This window comes from Jannaschia helgolandensis (assembly GCF_900109285.1).
GTDB classification, from domain to species: Bacteria; Pseudomonadota; Alphaproteobacteria; order Rhodobacterales; family Rhodobacteraceae; genus Jannaschia; species Jannaschia helgolandensis.
In genome coordinates this window covers 266,037-282,431 of record NZ_FNZQ01000005.1, presented here as the reverse complement: position 1 = coordinate 282,431, position 16,395 = coordinate 266,037, and the positions used below count along the sequence as shown (strand labels likewise).

At 58.2% G+C, this 16,395-nt stretch carries 18 protein-coding genes and 1 pseudogene; 10 read left to right on the top strand and 9 right to left on the bottom strand.

All coding sequences use genetic code 11. The features are described 5' to 3' along the window. Positions 1-352, top strand: a 352-nt coding sequence (locus BMY38_RS14020; RefSeq protein ID WP_139204721.1) for an integrase core domain-containing protein, incomplete at its 5' end; no start/stop codon positions are given. A gap of 94 nt (positions 353-446) precedes the next feature. Here the strand turns inward: BMY38_RS14020 and BMY38_RS18480 are convergent. The 8 genes and pseudogenes from BMY38_RS18480 to cuyA all read right to left on the bottom strand — a co-directional run. Further along, a pseudogene (locus BMY38_RS18480) lies at positions 447-647 on the bottom strand (transposase); the annotation flags it as partial. A 179-nt stretch (positions 648-826) separates the two neighbouring features. Continuing rightward, a complete protein-coding gene (locus BMY38_RS14010) occupies positions 827-1,684 on the bottom strand; it encodes an HAD-IIA family hydrolase (protein WP_245737623.1) in 858 nt (285 codons plus the stop codon). Between the two features lie 50 nt (positions 1,685-1,734). Beyond that, the gene (gene phnE, locus BMY38_RS14005; RefSeq protein ID WP_092763838.1) at positions 1,735-2,544 is read right to left on the bottom strand and encodes a phosphonate ABC transporter, permease protein PhnE; all 810 of its coding nucleotides are present in this window, start codon (positions 2,542-2,544) and stop codon (positions 1,735-1,737) included. Next, the gene (gene phnE, locus BMY38_RS14000; RefSeq protein WP_092763836.1) at positions 2,541-3,335 is read right to left on the bottom strand and encodes a phosphonate ABC transporter, permease protein PhnE; all 795 of its coding nucleotides are present in this window, start codon (positions 3,333-3,335) and stop codon (positions 2,541-2,543) included. Before phnE (BMY38_RS14000) ends, phnE (BMY38_RS14005) begins: the two co-directional genes overlap by 4 nt. After that, a complete protein-coding gene (gene phnC, locus BMY38_RS13995; RefSeq protein WP_092763878.1) occupies positions 3,332-4,108 on the bottom strand; it encodes a phosphonate ABC transporter ATP-binding protein in 777 nt (258 codons plus the stop codon). Before phnC ends, phnE (BMY38_RS14000) begins: the two co-directional genes overlap by 4 nt. Before the next feature lie 54 nt (positions 4,109-4,162). Continuing rightward, positions 4,163-5,146 carry a phosphate/phosphite/phosphonate ABC transporter substrate-binding protein gene (phnD, locus tag BMY38_RS13990; RefSeq protein WP_092763834.1) on the bottom strand — a complete coding sequence of 328 codons (984 nt, stop codon included), beginning with the start codon at positions 5,144-5,146 and terminating at the stop codon, positions 4,163-4,165. A 143-nt stretch (positions 5,147-5,289) separates the two neighbouring features. Further along, the gene (gene cuyB / locus BMY38_RS13985; protein ID WP_092763832.1) at positions 5,290-6,045 is read right to left on the bottom strand and encodes a cysteate racemase; all 756 of its coding nucleotides are present in this window, start codon (positions 6,043-6,045) and stop codon (positions 5,290-5,292) included. A gap of 12 nt (positions 6,046-6,057) precedes the next feature. Beyond that, positions 6,058-7,071, bottom strand: coding sequence for a D-cysteate sulfo-lyase (gene cuyA, locus BMY38_RS13980; protein WP_092763830.1), 1,014 nt, complete (start codon positions 7,069-7,071; stop codon positions 6,058-6,060). 112 nt (positions 7,072-7,183) lie between these two features. Between cuyA and BMY38_RS13975 the strand changes: the two genes are divergently transcribed. Next, positions 7,184-8,137: a LysR family transcriptional regulator gene (locus tag BMY38_RS13975; protein WP_092763828.1), complete on the top strand. Its 954-nt coding sequence runs from the start codon at positions 7,184-7,186 to the stop codon at positions 8,135-8,137. Here BMY38_RS13975 and BMY38_RS13970 read toward each other — a convergent pair. Beyond that, positions 8,078-8,947, bottom strand: coding sequence for a LysR family transcriptional regulator (locus BMY38_RS13970; protein WP_245737622.1), 870 nt, complete (start codon positions 8,945-8,947; stop codon positions 8,078-8,080). The two genes, BMY38_RS13975 and BMY38_RS13970, sit on opposite strands and share 60 nt — an antisense overlap. A gap of 188 nt (positions 8,948-9,135) precedes the next feature. Between BMY38_RS13970 and dctP the strand changes: the two genes are divergently transcribed. From dctP to BMY38_RS13930, 8 genes are all read left to right on the top strand, one after another. After that, entirely contained in the window at positions 9,136-10,176 is a 1,041-nt protein-coding gene (gene dctP / locus BMY38_RS13965) for a TRAP transporter substrate-binding protein DctP (protein ID WP_245737621.1), read from the top strand. Between the two features lie 80 nt (positions 10,177-10,256). After that, the gene (locus tag BMY38_RS13960) at positions 10,257-10,766 is read left to right on the top strand and encodes a TRAP transporter small permease (protein ID WP_092763824.1); all 510 of its coding nucleotides are present in this window, start codon (positions 10,257-10,259) and stop codon (positions 10,764-10,766) included. Then, a complete protein-coding gene (locus BMY38_RS13955) occupies positions 10,766-12,067 on the top strand; it encodes a TRAP transporter large permease (RefSeq protein WP_092763822.1) in 1,302 nt (433 codons plus the stop codon). Before BMY38_RS13960 ends, BMY38_RS13955 begins: the two co-directional genes overlap by 1 nt. A 2-nt stretch (positions 12,068-12,069) precedes the next feature. Then, complete coding sequence (locus BMY38_RS13950; protein WP_092763820.1) at positions 12,070-12,831, top strand: alpha/beta fold hydrolase; 762 nt, start codon at positions 12,070-12,072, stop codon at positions 12,829-12,831. A 190-nt stretch (positions 12,832-13,021) separates the two neighbouring features. After that, complete coding sequence (locus BMY38_RS13945; protein ID WP_092763818.1) at positions 13,022-13,888, top strand: amino acid ABC transporter substrate-binding protein; 867 nt, start codon at positions 13,022-13,024, stop codon at positions 13,886-13,888. 60 nt (positions 13,889-13,948) lie between these two features. Then, entirely contained in the window at positions 13,949-14,668 is a 720-nt protein-coding gene (locus BMY38_RS13940) for an amino acid ABC transporter permease (RefSeq protein WP_092763816.1), read from the top strand. A gap of 2 nt (positions 14,669-14,670) precedes the next feature. Then, positions 14,671-15,327, top strand: coding sequence for an amino acid ABC transporter permease (locus BMY38_RS13935; RefSeq protein WP_092763814.1), 657 nt, complete (start codon positions 14,671-14,673; stop codon positions 15,325-15,327). Further along, on the top strand, positions 15,324-16,052 hold the full coding sequence (locus BMY38_RS13930; protein ID WP_092763812.1) for an amino acid ABC transporter ATP-binding protein: 729 nt from the start codon (positions 15,324-15,326) through the stop codon (positions 16,050-16,052). The genes BMY38_RS13935 and BMY38_RS13930 overlap by 4 nt, the downstream gene beginning before the upstream one ends. The last annotated feature ends 343 nt before the right edge of the window (positions 16,053-16,395 follow it).

Below are 16,395 nucleotides of genomic sequence, written 5' to 3'. Positions count from 1 at the left end.
GCAGCCTCGGAACCGAAATACCGCCTACTCCCGGCAGATGCGCTTCGACATGATCTGCGAGGCCAACGGGATCGAGCACCGGCTCACCAAACCGAACCACCCGTGGACCAACGGCCAAGTTGAGCGGATGAACCGCACGATCAAGGATGCGACCGTGAAGCGATACCACTACGACAGCCACGATCAGCTCCGCGGCCATATCGCGGACTTCCTGGACGCTTACAACTTCGCCCGTCGTCTCAAGACTCTCAGCGGGCTCACACCCTACGAATACATCTGCAAAATCTGGACTTCAGAGCCAGACCGCTTCATCGTCGATCCGATCCACCAGATGACGGGACTAAACACCTAAGCCGCGGTGCGATCCTGCGCCAAGGTCGTCAGCCACCTGCTTGCGCGTCAGCCCGCTAGTTGTTCAGTCCCGGCATCAAACCGTGACAGGTTCACTGCAAGACTGTCTCGAACAGATAACAGAATAGCCGGATTTCGCGGAAGCGCCCATGGTGGTTCTTGGAAAAGGCCGAATGATCCGGCACCGGATCAGCCAGGCCGAACTTGCAAAACTACCGGTAAGCCAGATTGACATGCACCTCTTTGCAAAGTCGCCGCTCGGACCGGATGCCCATGCAATAGCCAAGCAAAAGCATAGGTGTGCGATTTGGAGAGATTGCGCCGCGTCGTCGATGAGCGTGACGTGCGACAATTCAGGAGTGATTTTACCTGTACGACCGAGTTGATGGCAGGCCGCCCAAATGGATCTCATCAATGGTATATAGAATATCCAAGCCGCCGCCAGGGAATACGTCGATAAGTTCACTTCGCATAATCAAATCCGGTCGATGATAAAGTCGGGAACGATCGCCGAGCGCCGGATGGCATTGGTCACATCCAAATTAGTCAGCGATCCATATCCGGTGACGAGAGCGGTAGCAAAACCAGCCTGATGTCCGCCGAGGATGTCGGTATGCAGAGTGTCACCGACCATGAGTACGCGTTCAGGCGGGGTAGGGCGTTCAAAGCGCGTCCGCGCCATCTCGAAAATGTCGGGAAATGGTTTGCCAAAGAACACCGGTTCGATGCCCGTCGCATCCGCAAGTTTGTGCGCGAACCAGCCGGGTTCACGCGACAAGCCGTTTTCCCGTGGGGCGACCATGTCCGGATTGCCGACAAGAACAGGGCGCGGCGAGCGGATCAGCGCGGTCTCCAGCAGCGTCTGACGCGCGTCGGTCCAGCCGTCAGAGCCGACGAGGAGAAATCCATCCACACGGTCGTAATCGTTAGGTTCATCAGTGAGGATGCAGGCGTTGAGATTGGAAATCTCACCTAGGTCCGCGGTCGGATTCAGCATGACACCCCAGTTGGAGTGCGGCTCGCTCTCGACGCGAAGCAGGAGGGCGTCACGGCTGCTCACGACCTCGGATGGCGCGAAGTCAAAGCCGAGCGCGGCATAGCGCGCCATCATCCGGGCTTTCGGATAGCCGGCGGAATTGGACACGACGGCGACGGATTTGCCGACTTTGCGAAGCGCGGCAATGGTCTCTGCGGCACCGGGAATGGCGGTTTCACCGACGTTCAGCACACCATAGGCATCGAATAGGATCAAATCGAACGGCGCAACAATATCGGCGAAACTGGCATTGAGCGCGCGCCCGCCGCCGGTGGCCGGGGGCAGGCGATGTTGCACGCTCAGATAGGCTTCAAACGCCTCCGCAGGATCGACGAACTGAAAGCCGATCAGAGGATGCGGCGGCGCAGGAATGCCGAGATGACTTCGCCAATGATTACCAGCACGATGATCGCGATCAGGATGGTCGCGACCTCGGGCCAGTTGAAGGTGTCGATGGCACCCTGCAGGATAATCCCGATACCACCGGCGCCGACCAGCCCCAGCACAGTGGATTCTCGCAGATTTATGTCCCAACGCAGGATCGCCACGGCCCAGAAGGTGGGCATCACCTGTGGCACGATGGCGTAAACGATGACCTTGAAGCGTGACGCGCCGGTGGCCTCCAGCGCCTCGACCGGGCGCGTGTCAATCTCCTCGATCGCTTCGCCCAGAAGTTTGCCGATGAACCCGATGGACCGAAACATGATCGCCACGATTCCCGCCACGACGCCGGGACCGAAAATGGCGACGAACAGAAGCGCCCAAATAATCGTGTTAACCGACCGGGACGTTACAAGGATCAGCCGCCCAAGCCACAGTGTCACTTGGTTTGGCGTGGTATTCTGCGCGGCGATATAGGCCACTGGCAGCGAAAACAGCACCGCAAAGGCCGTGGCAAAGGTCGCGATGTTCACCGTGTCCCACAGCACCCGCAGGATCGTGCCAAGGTTACTGGGATCGGGTGGATACATCCGCCCGAACAGGTCGCTGATTTGTTCCGGTGCGCCCCAGACCCATGCCCAGACCACCTCGATCGAGGTCAGAGCCCAAGCTATGGCCAGACCGCAGCCCAGCAGAATGGCCCAGCGGGTGAATTTCTGTTTCGGGGTGAAGCGAACCCAGTCGTCTCGACCGAACTGTTCTGCGATGGACGTCATTGAATGCGCTTTCGTATGGCGCCGCTGACTGCCTCCGACAAAAGGATCGCACCGACAATGACGATGGTGATGGCAAGCGCGAAGTCGTAGTCATAGCGCCCGAAGGCGTTGGCCAGCGTTGCACCGATACCGCCCGCACCCACGATCCCGACTACGGCGGAGGCTCGCAGGTTCGAGTCCAGTTGATAGATGGTCAGGCCGATCTGGCGGGGCATGATCTGCGGAAAGATCGCATAGACCAGTGTGGACAGATAGGGCGCACCAGCTGCCCGCATCGCTTCGACCTGGCCGAAGTCGATTTCTTCTATCCGCTCGGCAAGCATCTTGGCGACGAAGCCGATGGAATAGACGATCAGCGTAAGAACCCCGGCGAAGGGGCCAAAGCCGACCGCCTTGACGAACAGGATGGCGACGATCACGGGATGAAAGCTGCGGGCGATGATGATTATCGCCCGGCCAAGGTAGAAGATCGGCAGGGGAGCAACATTACGCGCTGACATGAATGCGATCGGGATCGATAGAAGCACGCCTCCCGCCGTTGCCAGCACCGAGATCTTGAGGCTTTCGAGGAAACCGTCCATCAGCAACTGGCTGCGTTCGAAGCTGGGCGGGAAGGCTCCGCCAAAGATCCGGCCAGCACGGACGATGCCTTCGGCAACGCGGTTCCAGTCGATGGGCATGGTCAGGCCGACCCAGCCGAAATAGGCGATTGCACCCAGATAGACGGTCCAACGGAGCACCGGGTTCGCAATGAAAGGCGGTTTTGACCATGTGTCGCGCGCCGCGCTCATGACGCCGCAGCCATGTCGTCGGTGCGGTCCGCGTGCGGGCTGCCAGCATAGATCTCGTCCATCGCGGCCTGATCGAGCTGCGCTGGTTTGTCGTCGAAGATGATACGGCCATAGCGCATCCCGACGATCCGGTCGGTGTATTCCTTGGCCTCGGTCACGTTGTGGATATTGATGACGACGGGCAACTTCAGTTCGCCCGCCAGATCGCGCAGCAGACCCATGATCTGCTCCGATGTCTTGGGGTCTAGCGATGCTGTCGGCTCGTCCGCCAAAAGGATGTCAGGGTCCTGCATCAGGGCACGCACAACGCCGACGCGCTGACGTTCGCCGCCCGACAGCTGATCGGCGCGGGTGTTGGCGTAATGAGCGATGCCGACGCGTTCCATCAATTCGAACGCACGGCGAATGTCCTTTTTCGGATAGCGACGTGTCACTGCGGCCCAGGTGGAAATATATCCAAGCCGTCCGGACTGGACGTTTTCCATCACCGTCAGGCGGTCGACGAGATTGAAGCTTTGGAACACCATCCCGATTTTGCGGCGCGCCGCGCGCAGGTTCTTACCACGCAGACTGGTCAGCTCGGTCCCGTTTAGATTGATTGAACCGGACGTCGGCTCCACCAGCCGGTTGATACAGCGCAGCAGCGTGCTCTTGCCGGCACCAGACGACCCGATGATCGACACGACGCTTTCGCCCTCGATTGTCAGGTCAAGATTCTTGAGAACCGGATCCCCGCTGCCATACCGTTTGACGAGGTCAGTGATTTTCAACATTTGGACCGCCTTCTGTGTGGGGCCGATCCAATAGACCGGCCCCAACGGGAAATATCATTCAGCAGCAAGGCCTTGGGGCGTGTATTCGACACCATTGGCCGACTGGATCTGGCGAATGACGGCCCATTGATCCTTGTAGGTGATCGGAACGAACTTGGTGACGCCGGAGAATTCCTCGCCCAGTGCGGTGCCGGCGAAGTCGAAGCTGAAGAAGGCTTCCTTGATCTTCTCTTTCAGCTCTGGCGCCAGGTTGTAGGCCACACCGTAGGACGTTGTCGGGAACGGATCACTTTCCCATACGATGCGAACGTCCGCAGGATCGTAAAGGCCACGCTCTGCCATGCGATCCACGACTTCGGACGCGACAGGGGCCGCATCATAGTCGCCCGCGACCACACCCAGCATGGACTGGTCGTGGCTGCCGGAATAGATCACTTCGTAGTCCTGATCCGGCACGACGCCCAGATCGGGGAACAAGGCGCGCGGCGCCTGATTGCCCGAGTTCGACGTGGGCGAGGTGTGCGCGACGCGCTTGCCCGCCAGGTCGGCCATTTCCTTGATGTCACTGTCGGCCTGCGTGTAAACCTGCAGCTTATAGCCGAACTGGCCGTCTTCGGCGCCCATGATGGCAAAAGGCTCCACGCCTGCAAGGTTCACTGCAAAGGGTGTCGGCCCGGTGGAAAAACCTGCGATATGCAGGCGGCCCGACCGCATGGCCTCGACCTCGGCGGAGTTCGATTGCACTGCGAAGAACTGCACGTCCTTGCCGGTGACCTCTTCCAGATGTTCGATGAACGGGGTCCAGATGTCCTCGTAGATCGCGGGATCTTCGACTGGCGTATAGGCAAAGACGAGGGTGTCCGGGTCTATCAATTCGCTGGGGTCAGTCGGCGCATCGGCGACAAGATCGCCGTCCGCATCGCAATACATGACGTCGAGTGTGCCCCGGTTGGCGCACTCCTCCTGTGCCAGCGCGCTGCCGGCCGTCATAGCGAAGGCCGTCAGAAGACCCGCGCCGAGAATTATTACCTTAGGCATGTTTTTCTCCTCCCTGGTGTGTTCCGCATGTCATTCACGGAACGACTGGCGTGGATACGACCACCAAAATCTGCGATTGGCAACGTTCCCCCTGACATCTTCTATGGCACAGATTGAAGTCAGGCGGCAAAGCGGCAACAACTCTAGGGATGTTTCACATGCGGTTCCGATTGCCAGGTCACGCGTTTGGCCCGGACGCCTGAAAATACAACAATCGCGTTTGCCAGAACATCCAGCGTGTCCAATACCGGAACCGGACAACGGATCTGTTTGCTGACTAGGGAAAATTCGGTGCAGCCTATGATGACGCGCGCAGCACCCTCGCGAACAAGCGTGGCAGCCTCATTTTCCAACAGGGTGAGGTCGGCCTGGCTTGGTCCGTGTTTCTTGATCCGGCGTATGGACGCCAGGATTTCGGTCTCGTCTTCAGGGAAAGCTGACCTTAGATCCGCGTCTTCCAAAAGGTTTCTGAACAGGCCTGTCCGGTTCGTCGCAGGCGAGGCGAGAACGCCGACGACGTCCCCGCGCGTCATGCCACATGCGGCCTCCGAGCAGGCGAGGCGGGGCATGTTCAGCAACGGGATGTTGACGGCTTGCACGATGTTTGACGCATATAGATGCGCCGTGTTGCACGGCATGGCCAGAACCTGCGCACCGGCCTGTTCCAACCTTTTGGCCATCTGAGCCAAGACCGGCCCCGGGTCGGGCCCGTCCTGTGTGATAATATGGCGGAGGCGCGAGGGTACCTGCGGGTTCATATCCACGATCATCGGGGCATGATCCTGATCGCCTTCCGCCGCGGTGGCGGCGTGCACCCTTTGCATCAGCGCGATGGTCGCCTCGACACCCATGCCGCCCAGAACACCGACGCGCCGAAACCTGTCTGCGGCATCCGTCATGTCGCTATCCGGTCAGGACCAGCGGTCCGAGAAGTCGAAGGCGGCATCGTAGCCGAATAGCGCCGCTGCCCCCCCGGTGTGCAGAAAAACTACCCGCTCGCCCTTTTTGAAATGTCCTTTCCGGATCAGGTCGATCAAGCCAGCGGCGCCTTTGGCTGAGTAAACCGGATCAAGAAGAATCGCTTCCAATTCCGCAAACATCCGGATCGCCTCCAGGCCGCTTTCCGTGGGGATGCCGTATCCCTCACCGACATAGTCCGTGTTGGCCACGACGTCCTCACGGGTCACGACCCCCGGACATCCAAGCTTCTCCGCTGTTTTGCAGGCAAGCTTAAAGACGTTTTCTTCCTGTTTCATCTTGGGTGCGCGAACGCCGATGCCCAAAAGAGGGATCTGTGCATTCATTGCCTTCAGCCCGACAACCAGGCCCGCCTGCGTTCCTGCGCTGCCGGTGGCGGTCACGATATGATCGATCTTCATGCCTGTGCCGTTCACTTGGCCCAGAAGCTCGAAAGCGCAGTTGACATAGCCCAAGGCACCCGTCGGGTTCGAGCCGCCGCCCGGAATGGTATATACTTTCTTGCCGTCGGCCCGCATCTGATCTGCGATTTCTTCGATGACGGCGTTGAAATCCCCGCCGCCTCCGCGCTTTTCGGTCGTCGCACCATGCAGGTGGTCCAGAAGCACGTTGCCGTTGTTGTTGTAATTGGCATCGTTTGACCCTGTGCGGTCTTCCAGTACGATGTGACACCCCATGCCCATCTTGGCGGCAAAGGCCGCGGTCTGGCGAGCATGGTTGGATTGGGTCGCGCCTTGAGTGACGACGATTTCCGCGCCTTGGAGCTCGGCTTCGGCCATAAGAAACTCTAGTTTGCGCGTCTTGTTGCCACCGGTAGACATGCCCGTGCAGTCATCCCGTTTGATCCAGATTTCCGGACCGCCCAGTTCCTTGCTCAGGCGATCGAGGCGTTCGAGCGGCGTGGGGAGGTGGGCGAGGAATCGGCGCGGAAAACGGGCAAGGTGCATTGCATGATCCTTAATTTGCTTCATTCGATGTTTACTTGCGCAGAACCATCATTCCTAATGCAAATTGGCACATGTAACTTGCGTTGATCGCAATTTTGAAGGGAAGTGGAAAATGCGGTTGGAGTGGATCGACGATATACTTGCGGTGCTCGATAATGGATCGCTTGCGCGCGCTGCCGAAAAGCGGCTGTTGACGCAATCCGCATTTACCCGCCGCGTCCGTCTTATCGAGGACAGCATCGGCACCGAACTTTTTGATCGACGACGCAAGCCGGTGACAGTGATGGCCGGGGTCGAAGCTCTGGCACCGGAACTGCGCGACCTGAGCCTGCGTCTGCGAAAAATGCATTACAGGTTGAAAACGTCCAGCAGCCAGACGAATGGCAAGATGAGCATTGCCTGTCAGCATGCGATCACCACAACGGTTTCGCCGTGGATCGTGCGAGCCATGGCGCAATATGACGACATGTCGGTCAGAGTGCGGTCAGGAAATCAGGACGAGTGTATGGTGCAATTGTTGTCCGGTGAGGTCGATTTCGCCGTGATGTATACTGTACCCGGCGACCAGACGGCAGTTTTCGAAAAGGCTTTTGAAACACGGCAGATCGGCAGTGACATGCTGGTGCCGGTTTGTGCCCCGTCACTGGAAGAGATTGCATCGTCGCCGCAGATTCCAGTCATAGGCTACCCTGGGGGCGTTTTTCTTGGGCAGGTCTTTGATCGGATGATCGCGCCACGCTTCAGGGCAGACATTACGATCGTGGCCAAGGCCGAAACCGCCCTGACGCTGGCCGCATACGAGTTCGCTCTGGGCGGGCTCGGCGTGGCCTGGCTGCCGCGGTCACTGGTCGCTGGCGCTCTCGCACACGAAACGCTTGTTTCGCTTGAGGCGAGCCTTCCGATGCAGGCGCTTGAGATCAGGGCGTTCCGGCTACGGGACGGTCAGGATACGCAGACTGATTCCATCTGGCACAATATCTTGACTGATATCGTGTTGCCGGCGAATTTAAAGCGCTTCCCAGACGCGTTTTCCGGTCATGTCCAGACGGTCGAGCGAACAGTGTAGCGAAAGCGTCAGTGTCGCTTCCCATTCAGACCCGCCGACCTGCATCAGGGCGCCGCTCGCGATTTCTTCGCTGACCGCTCCTTCCGGGAGCCAGGCGATACCGCTGCCCGATAGCACGCGTCGCTTGATGGCTTCTGTCAGTGCATCCATGTAGCGCAGCTTCAACGGTGGTTTCCGTTTTCCGATTGTCTGATCGACGACTGTGCCGAGAAAACTGCTGGGATCATATCCCAGGTAGGGAATATCCCTGATGTCGGAGCGATCAAGATCCCATCCCCCGTCAGTCGCGGCGGATGTTTTCGCCACCGGAATGAACTGCTCGGTGCCGATGTCCTTGCGCACGAACAGGGCTTCATCAAAATTCGGGGCCACGTCCTTGTAGCTGTAGTAAAGTAGAAAATCGCATGTCGCCTCCAGCAGAAGATGACAGCACGTACTCAGGTTATCGGAATAGACACGCACACGCAGGTCCGGAAACTGCTGCTCAAGATCCGCGATGCGGCGCGACAGATAATTGACCGAGATCGTGTGCAGCACGGCAAAACGCTGGAATGCCGTGCTGCCGCGTTCTTCGGCGCGGATGCTTTGGCGAATGTCGGACAGGTTCGCGATTGTCTCTCGCGCGACGGGCAAAAACTGATGGCCGGCATCAGACAGCTGGATCGGATATGTGGAACGCTTGATCAGCGGAACGCCCAGCCACATTTCCAGCGATTTGATCCGCCGACTGAAGGCAGGTTGGGTGATATTTCGTTCTTCCGCCGCCCGCGTAAAGTTCAACGTGCGACCTAAGCAGGCAAAGTCCTGCAACCAGTTCAGATCCATCCGATGAAAATATCTTCATTACGCCTTGCTGTAAAGTAACTATGCAAATTTTGCATGATTCAATTCCATGTTTGAATTGGCGCCCGTCGAAACTCGGCCCTTACCGTTGGGCTCAGGTTGAGGCGTTCCGGGTCCCCCCACCAACAACCGGTCAGATACCCAGAAAACGTCAGATGCAGACAAAGATCTGTCAGGCGCTCAACGACAACATGGAGATAACGATGAAGATCACATGGAAGAAAACATTCGCGGTGACAGCATTTGGGCTGGCCGCGACAACGGGTGCCGTCCAGGCTCAAACGACCCTGCGCCTGTCCACATACGTCAACGAAGCCGACATCCGCTATCAGGGCTTCCAGCATTTCGCCGAACTGGTGGCGGAAAAAACCGGCGGGAGCGTCACGGTCGATATCTTTCCGTCCGGAACGCTGCACGGTTGGTCCGAGGGAGTGGATTCGCTTCAGGGTGGCGTGTCCGACATCAGTTGGATCAATGCCGACAATCGTCTGCCCTGCTATGCGGTGACCTCGCTTTATCCGGCGGAAGTCAGCCTTGAAAACCAGGTCGAGATGGATGCCGCCTATGCCGAACTGGTCCGCGCGGAAGCTGCCAATGTGAACCTCGTGCCGCTGATCAATTCCAACTATTCCTACGATCAGGAGTGGTGGTTCGAAGAGCCTATCGACGACATCGGAAAACTCGACGGCCAACTGGTGCGGTCAATCGGACCGCTGGTCAGCATGATGATCGAAAGCTGGGGCGGTGAGCCGGTTTTTGTTGCGCCGAAAGAAGTATTCCAATCCGCCGAGCGCGGCGTTGTTGACGGCATCAACATGGGTGTCGCGACCTACAGTTCATGGAAGCTGTGGACGGTCATGCCCTACATGGTGAACGCCAACCTGTTTTACGGCAACATCCAGTACATGATGAACAAGGACAAGTTCGACGCGCTCACCCCGGAAGAACAAACCGCGCTGACCGGAGCGGCGATAGAAACGGAAGCCTGGCTCAAGCCGCTTTATGAAGGCTGGGTTGATCAACAGGTCGGCAATGCCGTGATGCAAGGCGGCGGTTCCGCCGTTTCGATCTCCGATGAGCAGCGCGCAAGCCTGATCGCCAGCGTCAAGGACAAGTGGGACGCCGAAGTCGATGCGGCATGCGGTGCCGGCCTGGCGGGCGAAATCCGCGACTTGCTGGCCAGCAACGCGCCCTGAAGCGTCGCCGCATCCATCATGGTGATCCGCATGGAGGCGGATCACCAATGGTCAGATCGAACTACGGAATGAGACTTGGCATGGACGAGGAACTCGACCGACTTATCCGAGGTGTCGAACGCTGTGTCGTCTGGCTTGCAGGGGCAGGGGGCGTGATCGTTCTGATCCAGATGGTCTGGATTTCCTACGGGGTCTTCGTTCGCTACGGGCTTGGGAAGCCTGACCGGATGGTGACCGAAGCGACGGCCTTGCTGCTGTTCCCTGTCGCTTTCGCCGGTCTGGCCTATGCCATGCGCGAGGATGCATATCCCAAGGTCACCATGGCGACCGATCTGCTGAAGCACCGCATGCGCAAGGTCTTCGATGTGATCAACCATGTGCTGATGCTGGGGGTGGGACTGTTTTTTTCCTATGCCGGGGTCAGCGCTACGATCCGCGCCTACAATTCCGGCGTGGCTTCGGAAATCCTGCTGTGGCCGCGCTATCTTTTCTGGGCGCCGGGCGCGTTGGCGCTGGTTCTGTTCTCATTTTATGCCGCATTGCGCCTGATCCGATTGATCCGGACGCCCGCCGCCTACGGAGACCGCTGATGGAATGGTATACTGTCGGGCTGGGTCTTCTTGGTCTCTTGATGCTATTTATCGTGATCGGATTGCCGATCCCTTTCGCGCTCGCGGCGGCTTCCATGCCGTTTCTTTGGCAAATCCAGGGCTGGAGCACTTCGATCGTCTCGGCGGAGCTGAAGCTATGGGGCGTCTGGATCGACTATATCCTGCTGGCCGTACCGCTTTTCGTCTTTCTGGGCGAGTTGATCGGCAAGTCGAGGATTGGGCCGAACCTGTATCAGTTCCTGCACCAGGGCGTGCGGATCAAGGGGTCCGCCGCTTACGGCTCCATCGGCGCCAGCGCAGGGTTCGGTGCGGTCTGCGGCTCGTCCATGGTGGGGGCGCTGACCATCGGCGGTGTGGCGTTGCCGGAAATGCTGCGTCTTGGGTATGGCAAGCGTCTATCCAGCGGGGTTCTGGCAGCGGGTGGTACGCTGTCGGTGCTCATTCCGCCCAGCCTGATCCTGCTCTTCTACGGGATCGTGACGGATCAGAGCATCGGGGATCTGTTCATCGCGGGGGTCATTCCGGGCGTCTTGCTGGTTTCGAGTTTTGTCATCGTCGTGCTGATCTGGGGAATGCTCAGGCCGCAGGACATTCCGGGGCGCGAGGATGTCACGAAAATGCCTTTCCTGATGATCTTGAACACGGTCGGGCCTGTCTTGCTGATCGGCCTCGTCATCACCGTAGCGATCTATGCGGGCATCGCCACCCCGACCGAAGCCGCCGCAGTGGCCGCCCTGCTTACCGTCATCCTCGCTTTTGGCGTCGGTGGTCTGACGTGGCAGGGGTTCAAGGACGCGCTTTTCGCAACCATGCGGACCATGGGCTATCTCGGGCTGCTGCTGTCCGCCGGGGTCCTGTTCGGCTTCGTGCTGACCTATTACCGCGTGCCGCAACAATTCACCGAGCTTTTTCTATCCTTCGACCTGTCGCCCACAACCGTCCTGATCATCGTGCTGGTCTTCTATATCGTCCTCGGGATGTTCCTGGAGCCCGTCTCCATGACTTTCATCACCCTGCCCACGATTTATCCGTTGATGAGCGCCGCTGGCTATGACCTGATCTGGTTCGGTGTGGTCTATACCATTACGATGGAGATTGCGGTGCTGACGCCGCCTGTGGGGCTGAACCTTTATGTCATTCAAGCCATAAGTCGGGACCAGGTCAGCATCGGCGATGTAATCATGGGCTGCCTGCCTTTCATTGGCATGATGGTGCTGTTGATCGCGGTGCTTATTGCGGCACCCGATATTGCGCTCTGGCTGCCGGAGCAGATGCAGTGACGATGACGCCCTTGCTGCCTCATCGGCGTGCAGGGCGCGGGATGCCGTTGGTGCTTATCCACGGCTATCTTGGCGGATCAAAGCAATGGGCGCAGGAAATCGCCCATTTCAGCAAGCATTTCGATGTCATCGCACCCGCCCTTCCGGGCTTTGCCGAGGCCACCGATTTGCCGGCCTGTGAACGGATCGGCGATATGGCCGATGCCATTATTGAACTGCTAGATCAGCTGGATATGACGGAGTTCGTGCTTCTGGGCCACTCCATGGGTGGCATGATCGCGCAGGAGATTGCAGCAAAGGTCGGGAAACGTGTGCTCGGGCTGATCCTGTACGGCACCGGGCCGCTGGGTCTTTTGCCCAATCGGTTCGAGCCTATAGAAATCTCACGAGAGCGGCTGATGGCCGATGGTGTCGAAGCGACCTCAAGACGGATCGGAGCCACCTGGTTTCGCGACGGTGAAGCGGCGGCCGCGTTCGAAATGGTGGCGAGTATCGGAGCTGCGACGAGCCGTGAGGCCGCGCTCGCGGGCCTTGATGCGATGGCTCATTGGGACGGTCGCCCTGCATTGCGGGATCTTGAGATGCCGACACTCATTCTCTGGGGCGAACTGGATCAATCCTATCGCTGGGGGCAGATCGAAATACTTTGGCGGACATTGCCAAACGCGCAACTGGCGATCCTTCCGGGGACATCCCACGCGGCCCACCTTGAAAAGCCAAAGCTGTTTAAGGCTATCCTGGAAGACTTCCTGAGCGACAAATAAACTTGCGATTTATGCAAGTTAACCGTACCAATTTGCATTGGACTGGCTATTGGCAAAGGGTTTAGACACGATGAGGACAGACTGCGATGACCTCGTCATAGCCAGAAGTCCAAATCCGGGGTCGCAGCGGCACGGACCGGCCTGACAAAACTAAAAAAGCCGAAAATCTCAACCAACAAGGAGAAATGGAATGTTATTCAAGCGAATAATGCTGACAACAGCCTTTGCTATAGGACTTTCGGCACCGATGGCGTCTGCCGAAAGTCACGGCGGGACATTGGACAAGATCGCCTCGAGCGGCGAGATTGTTCTTGGCTACCGCGAAAGCTCTGTACCGTTTTCATATCTCGACGAAAACCAGCAACCGATCGGCTATTCCATCGATCTGTGCATGAAGATCGTGGATGCTGTGGCTGCGGAACTGGATAAGGAACTGACGGTCAGATACGTGCCGGTCAATCCGAAGACGCGGATCGCCCTCATGGCAAATGGTACGATTGATCTTGAATGCGGCTCGACAACCAACAACCTGACACGTCAGCAGCAGGTCGAATATCTGCCGGTGACCTTCGTGACAGGCACGAAAATCCTGACCCGCAAGGATTCCGGCATCAGCTCGGTGGACGATCTGGACGGCAAGTCCATCGCGCTGGCGCAGGGAACGACCAATGAGCGGGCGGTCATGGCCGCGGTTGAAGCTGCGGGCATGGACGTAAAGATCCTGCCTGTGCGCGATCACGCCGAGGGCATGTTGTCCCTGGAAACCGACCGCGTGGATGCATACGCCTCCGATCACATTCTGCTCTATGGTCTGATCTCGAAGTCAAAGACTCCAGACGATTTCGCGGTCGTGGGTGATTTCCTGTCGTTCGACCCATACGCCCTGATGGTGCGACGCGATGACAGCGCCTTCGAACTTGTCGGTAAGAAAGCCTTGGCAGACGTTTTCCGGTCGGGCGAGATCGACGCGATCTACGCGAAATGGTTCGATGAGCTGGGCGTTCCCGCCGATCCGCTGCTGGAAGCTGCCTTCGAACTTGGCGCGTTGCCCGAGTAAATGAAAACTGGACCGGCAGTGCAGTAGCTTGCCGGTCCTTTCATCAGCGGGGCATGACAGATGAACTACAACTGGAATTGGGCTGTTCTGTTCGAGGAACAATATCTTTCTTGGTTGATCAGTGGATTTGGCTGGACCGTGTCAGTCGCGCTGAGTGCATGGTGCATTGCATTGGTGATCGGTGCGCTGGTCGGAGTCGGAAAAACGGTGCCAAACCGTGTGATCCGGGCCGTCAGCGCGACCTACGTCGAGATTTTCCGCAACGTGCCGCTGCTGGTGCAGATGTTCATCTGGTATTTCGCCGTTCCCGAATTGCTGCCGGATGACTGGGGCCGGTGGATGAAGCGCGACATGCCAAATCCGGAATTCGTTACCGCGGTCATAGCGCTCGCGCTGTACACCGCATCGCGCATCGCAGAGCAGGTGCGCGCAGGCATCGAGACCGTGCCTCCCGGTCTGACCTCCGCCGCAACGGCACATGGCCTCAGCGTGTCGCAAACGTATCGCTACGTCCTGTTGCCGATCTCGTTTCGTATGATCGTGCCGCCACTGACGTCCGAGTTTCTGACGGTCTTCAAGAATTCTTCCCTGGCTCTGACCATCGGTCTTCTGGAACTGACCGCCCAAAGCCAGCAGATCGCCGAGTACACGTTTCAGGGCTTTGAAGCCTTCACCGCCGCAACCGTGATTTATGTGTGCATCGCACTCGTGGCGACTGGGCTGATGCAACTGCTCGAGAAATATACCCGTATTCCCGGCTACGTCGGCACGGAAGGTTGAGCATGGCAGATTTCGACTTCAATGTTATCTGGTCTTCCTTGCCGTTTCTCTGGCAGGGGCTGCAATTGAGCCTCTGGCTGACCTTTCTGTCGATTATCGGGGGTATCGTACTGGGCACATTGCTGGCGCTGGCGCGGCTTTCGGGCATTCTTCCGCTGTCCCTGATCGCCGCCACATACGTCAACCTGATCCGGTCGGTTCCCCTGATCCTCGTGATCTTCTGGTTCTATTTTCTCGTGCCCCTTGTGCTGGGGCGGCCGATCGGCAGCTTTTACTCGGCGTTGATCGCCTTTGTTCTCTTCGAGGCGGCCTATTACTCTGAAATCATGCGTGCAGGCATCCAGAGCGTGAAGCGCGGGCAGATCCACGCCGGTCAGTCGACCGGCCTGAATTATTGGCAGATCCAGCGCTATGTTGTCCTGCCGCAAGCCTTTCGGAACATGATCCCGATCCTTGTAACGCAAGGCATCATTCTGTTTCAGGACACGTCGCTGGTCTTCGTCGTTTCCTTGCGTGATTTCATGACGGCCTCGTCGATTGTCGCGCGGACAGAAGGCAGACTGGTCGAGATGTATCTCTTTGCAGCTGTTGTCTATTTCGTAATATGCTTCTCCGGCTCGATGTTAGTCAGAAGCCTCAAGTCCCGGATGAGCACATGATCAGTATCGAAAACATCAGCAAATGGTATGGCGATTTTCGCGTGCTGAGCAACTGCACGACAAGCGTCCGCAAAGGGGAGGTGGTCGTGGTCTGCGGCCCGTCCGGTTCTGGTAAATCGACTCTGATCAAATGCGTCAACGGGTTGGAGCCGGTGCAGGAGGGCAAGATTACCGTGGACGGTGACGAGGTGACCGCCAAGCGGGCCAACCTGACCGCGCTGCGATCGCGTATCGGCATGGTTTTCCAGCATTTCGAGCTTTACCCGCACATGTCGGTGCTTGAAAATCTTTGCCTGGCCCAAGAGAAAGTTCTCGGTCGGGGCCGGAAAGAAGCTGTGGTCCGTGCGGAAAAGCTGCTGACGCGGGTTGGTATGGAGGACCACGCAAAGAAGTATCCGAGCCAGCTCTCCGGTGGTCAGCAACAGCGTATAGCGATCGCGCGCTCGCTCGCTATGGATCCGATCGCGATGCTCTTTGACGAGCCGACCTCGGCCCTCGATCCGGAAATGATCAAGGAGGTGCTGGATGTGATGATCGAACTGGCACAGGAAGGGATGACGATGATGGTTGTGACCCACGAGATGGGTTTCGCACGCAAAGTGGCGGACAGGGTCATCTTCATGGACGAGGGCGCAATCGTGGAAGACAGGCCGACGAATGATTTCTTCGACAACCCCGAGAGCGAGCGCGCCGAGGATTTCCTGTCGAAGATACTTGGGCACTGACGGGGAAATAAGAACAAAAACCTGACTTTGCCGATCATCAGCGTCTTCGGGTTATAATACGACCTGAGTTAAGCAAGTGATCGCCTCATCTTGCGGGTTCCATCAAACGTCTGCCCGATCACAGCCAGATGTTTGCAGAGCCAGATCAAGCGTGGTGCTGGCCCACTGTCCTCGGATCAGTGGCGGATACAGCGCCTGCAACCCGGGCAGTAGACACTGCCTTGATGAAGGCCGCGCCGTGGACCGGCTGAGCAGTCACGTGTCATTCTTCCATGATTGGTCCGCCAGCATAGCCGGAATGGCTGGCGACAGGGAAATCGGTCACGCTCTACCGTGGCAGCGC

Excerpts from the sequence above, each read along its gene's own strand:
- phnE (WP_092763838.1), bottom strand. The coding sequence starts at position 2,544 with ATGACGTCCATCGCAGAACAGTTCGGTCGAGACGACTGGGTTCGCTTC.
- phnE (WP_092763836.1), bottom strand. The coding sequence starts at position 3,335 with ATGAGCGCGGCGCGCGACACATGGTCAAAACCGCCTTTCATTGCGAAC.
- phnC (WP_092763878.1), bottom strand. The coding sequence starts at position 4,108 with ATGTTGAAAATCACTGACCTCGTCAAACGGTATGGCAGCGGGGATCCG.
- phnD (WP_092763834.1), bottom strand. The coding sequence starts at position 5,146 with ATGCCTAAGGTAATAATTCTCGGCGCGGGTCTTCTGACGGCCTTCGCT.
- cuyB (WP_092763832.1), bottom strand. The coding sequence starts at position 6,045 with ATGACGGATGCCGCAGACAGGTTTCGGCGCGTCGGTGTTCTGGGCGGC.
- cuyA (WP_092763830.1), bottom strand. The coding sequence starts at position 7,071 with ATGCACCTTGCCCGTTTTCCGCGCCGATTCCTCGCCCACCTCCCCACG.
- BMY38_RS13975 (WP_092763828.1), top strand. The coding sequence starts at position 7,184 with ATGCGGTTGGAGTGGATCGACGATATACTTGCGGTGCTCGATAATGGA.
- dctP (WP_245737621.1), top strand. The coding sequence starts at position 9,136 with ATGCAGACAAAGATCTGTCAGGCGCTCAACGACAACATGGAGATAACG.
- BMY38_RS13960 (WP_092763824.1), top strand. The coding sequence starts at position 10,257 with ATGGACGAGGAACTCGACCGACTTATCCGAGGTGTCGAACGCTGTGTC.
- BMY38_RS13955 (WP_092763822.1), top strand. The coding sequence starts at position 10,766 with ATGGAATGGTATACTGTCGGGCTGGGTCTTCTTGGTCTCTTGATGCTA.
- BMY38_RS13950 (WP_092763820.1), top strand. The coding sequence starts at position 12,070 with ATGACGCCCTTGCTGCCTCATCGGCGTGCAGGGCGCGGGATGCCGTTG.
- BMY38_RS13945 (WP_092763818.1), top strand. The coding sequence starts at position 13,022 with ATGTTATTCAAGCGAATAATGCTGACAACAGCCTTTGCTATAGGACTT.
- BMY38_RS13940 (WP_092763816.1), top strand. The coding sequence starts at position 13,949 with ATGAACTACAACTGGAATTGGGCTGTTCTGTTCGAGGAACAATATCTT.
- BMY38_RS13935 (WP_092763814.1), top strand. The coding sequence starts at position 14,671 with ATGGCAGATTTCGACTTCAATGTTATCTGGTCTTCCTTGCCGTTTCTC.
- BMY38_RS13930 (WP_092763812.1), top strand. The coding sequence starts at position 15,324 with ATGATCAGTATCGAAAACATCAGCAAATGGTATGGCGATTTTCGCGTG.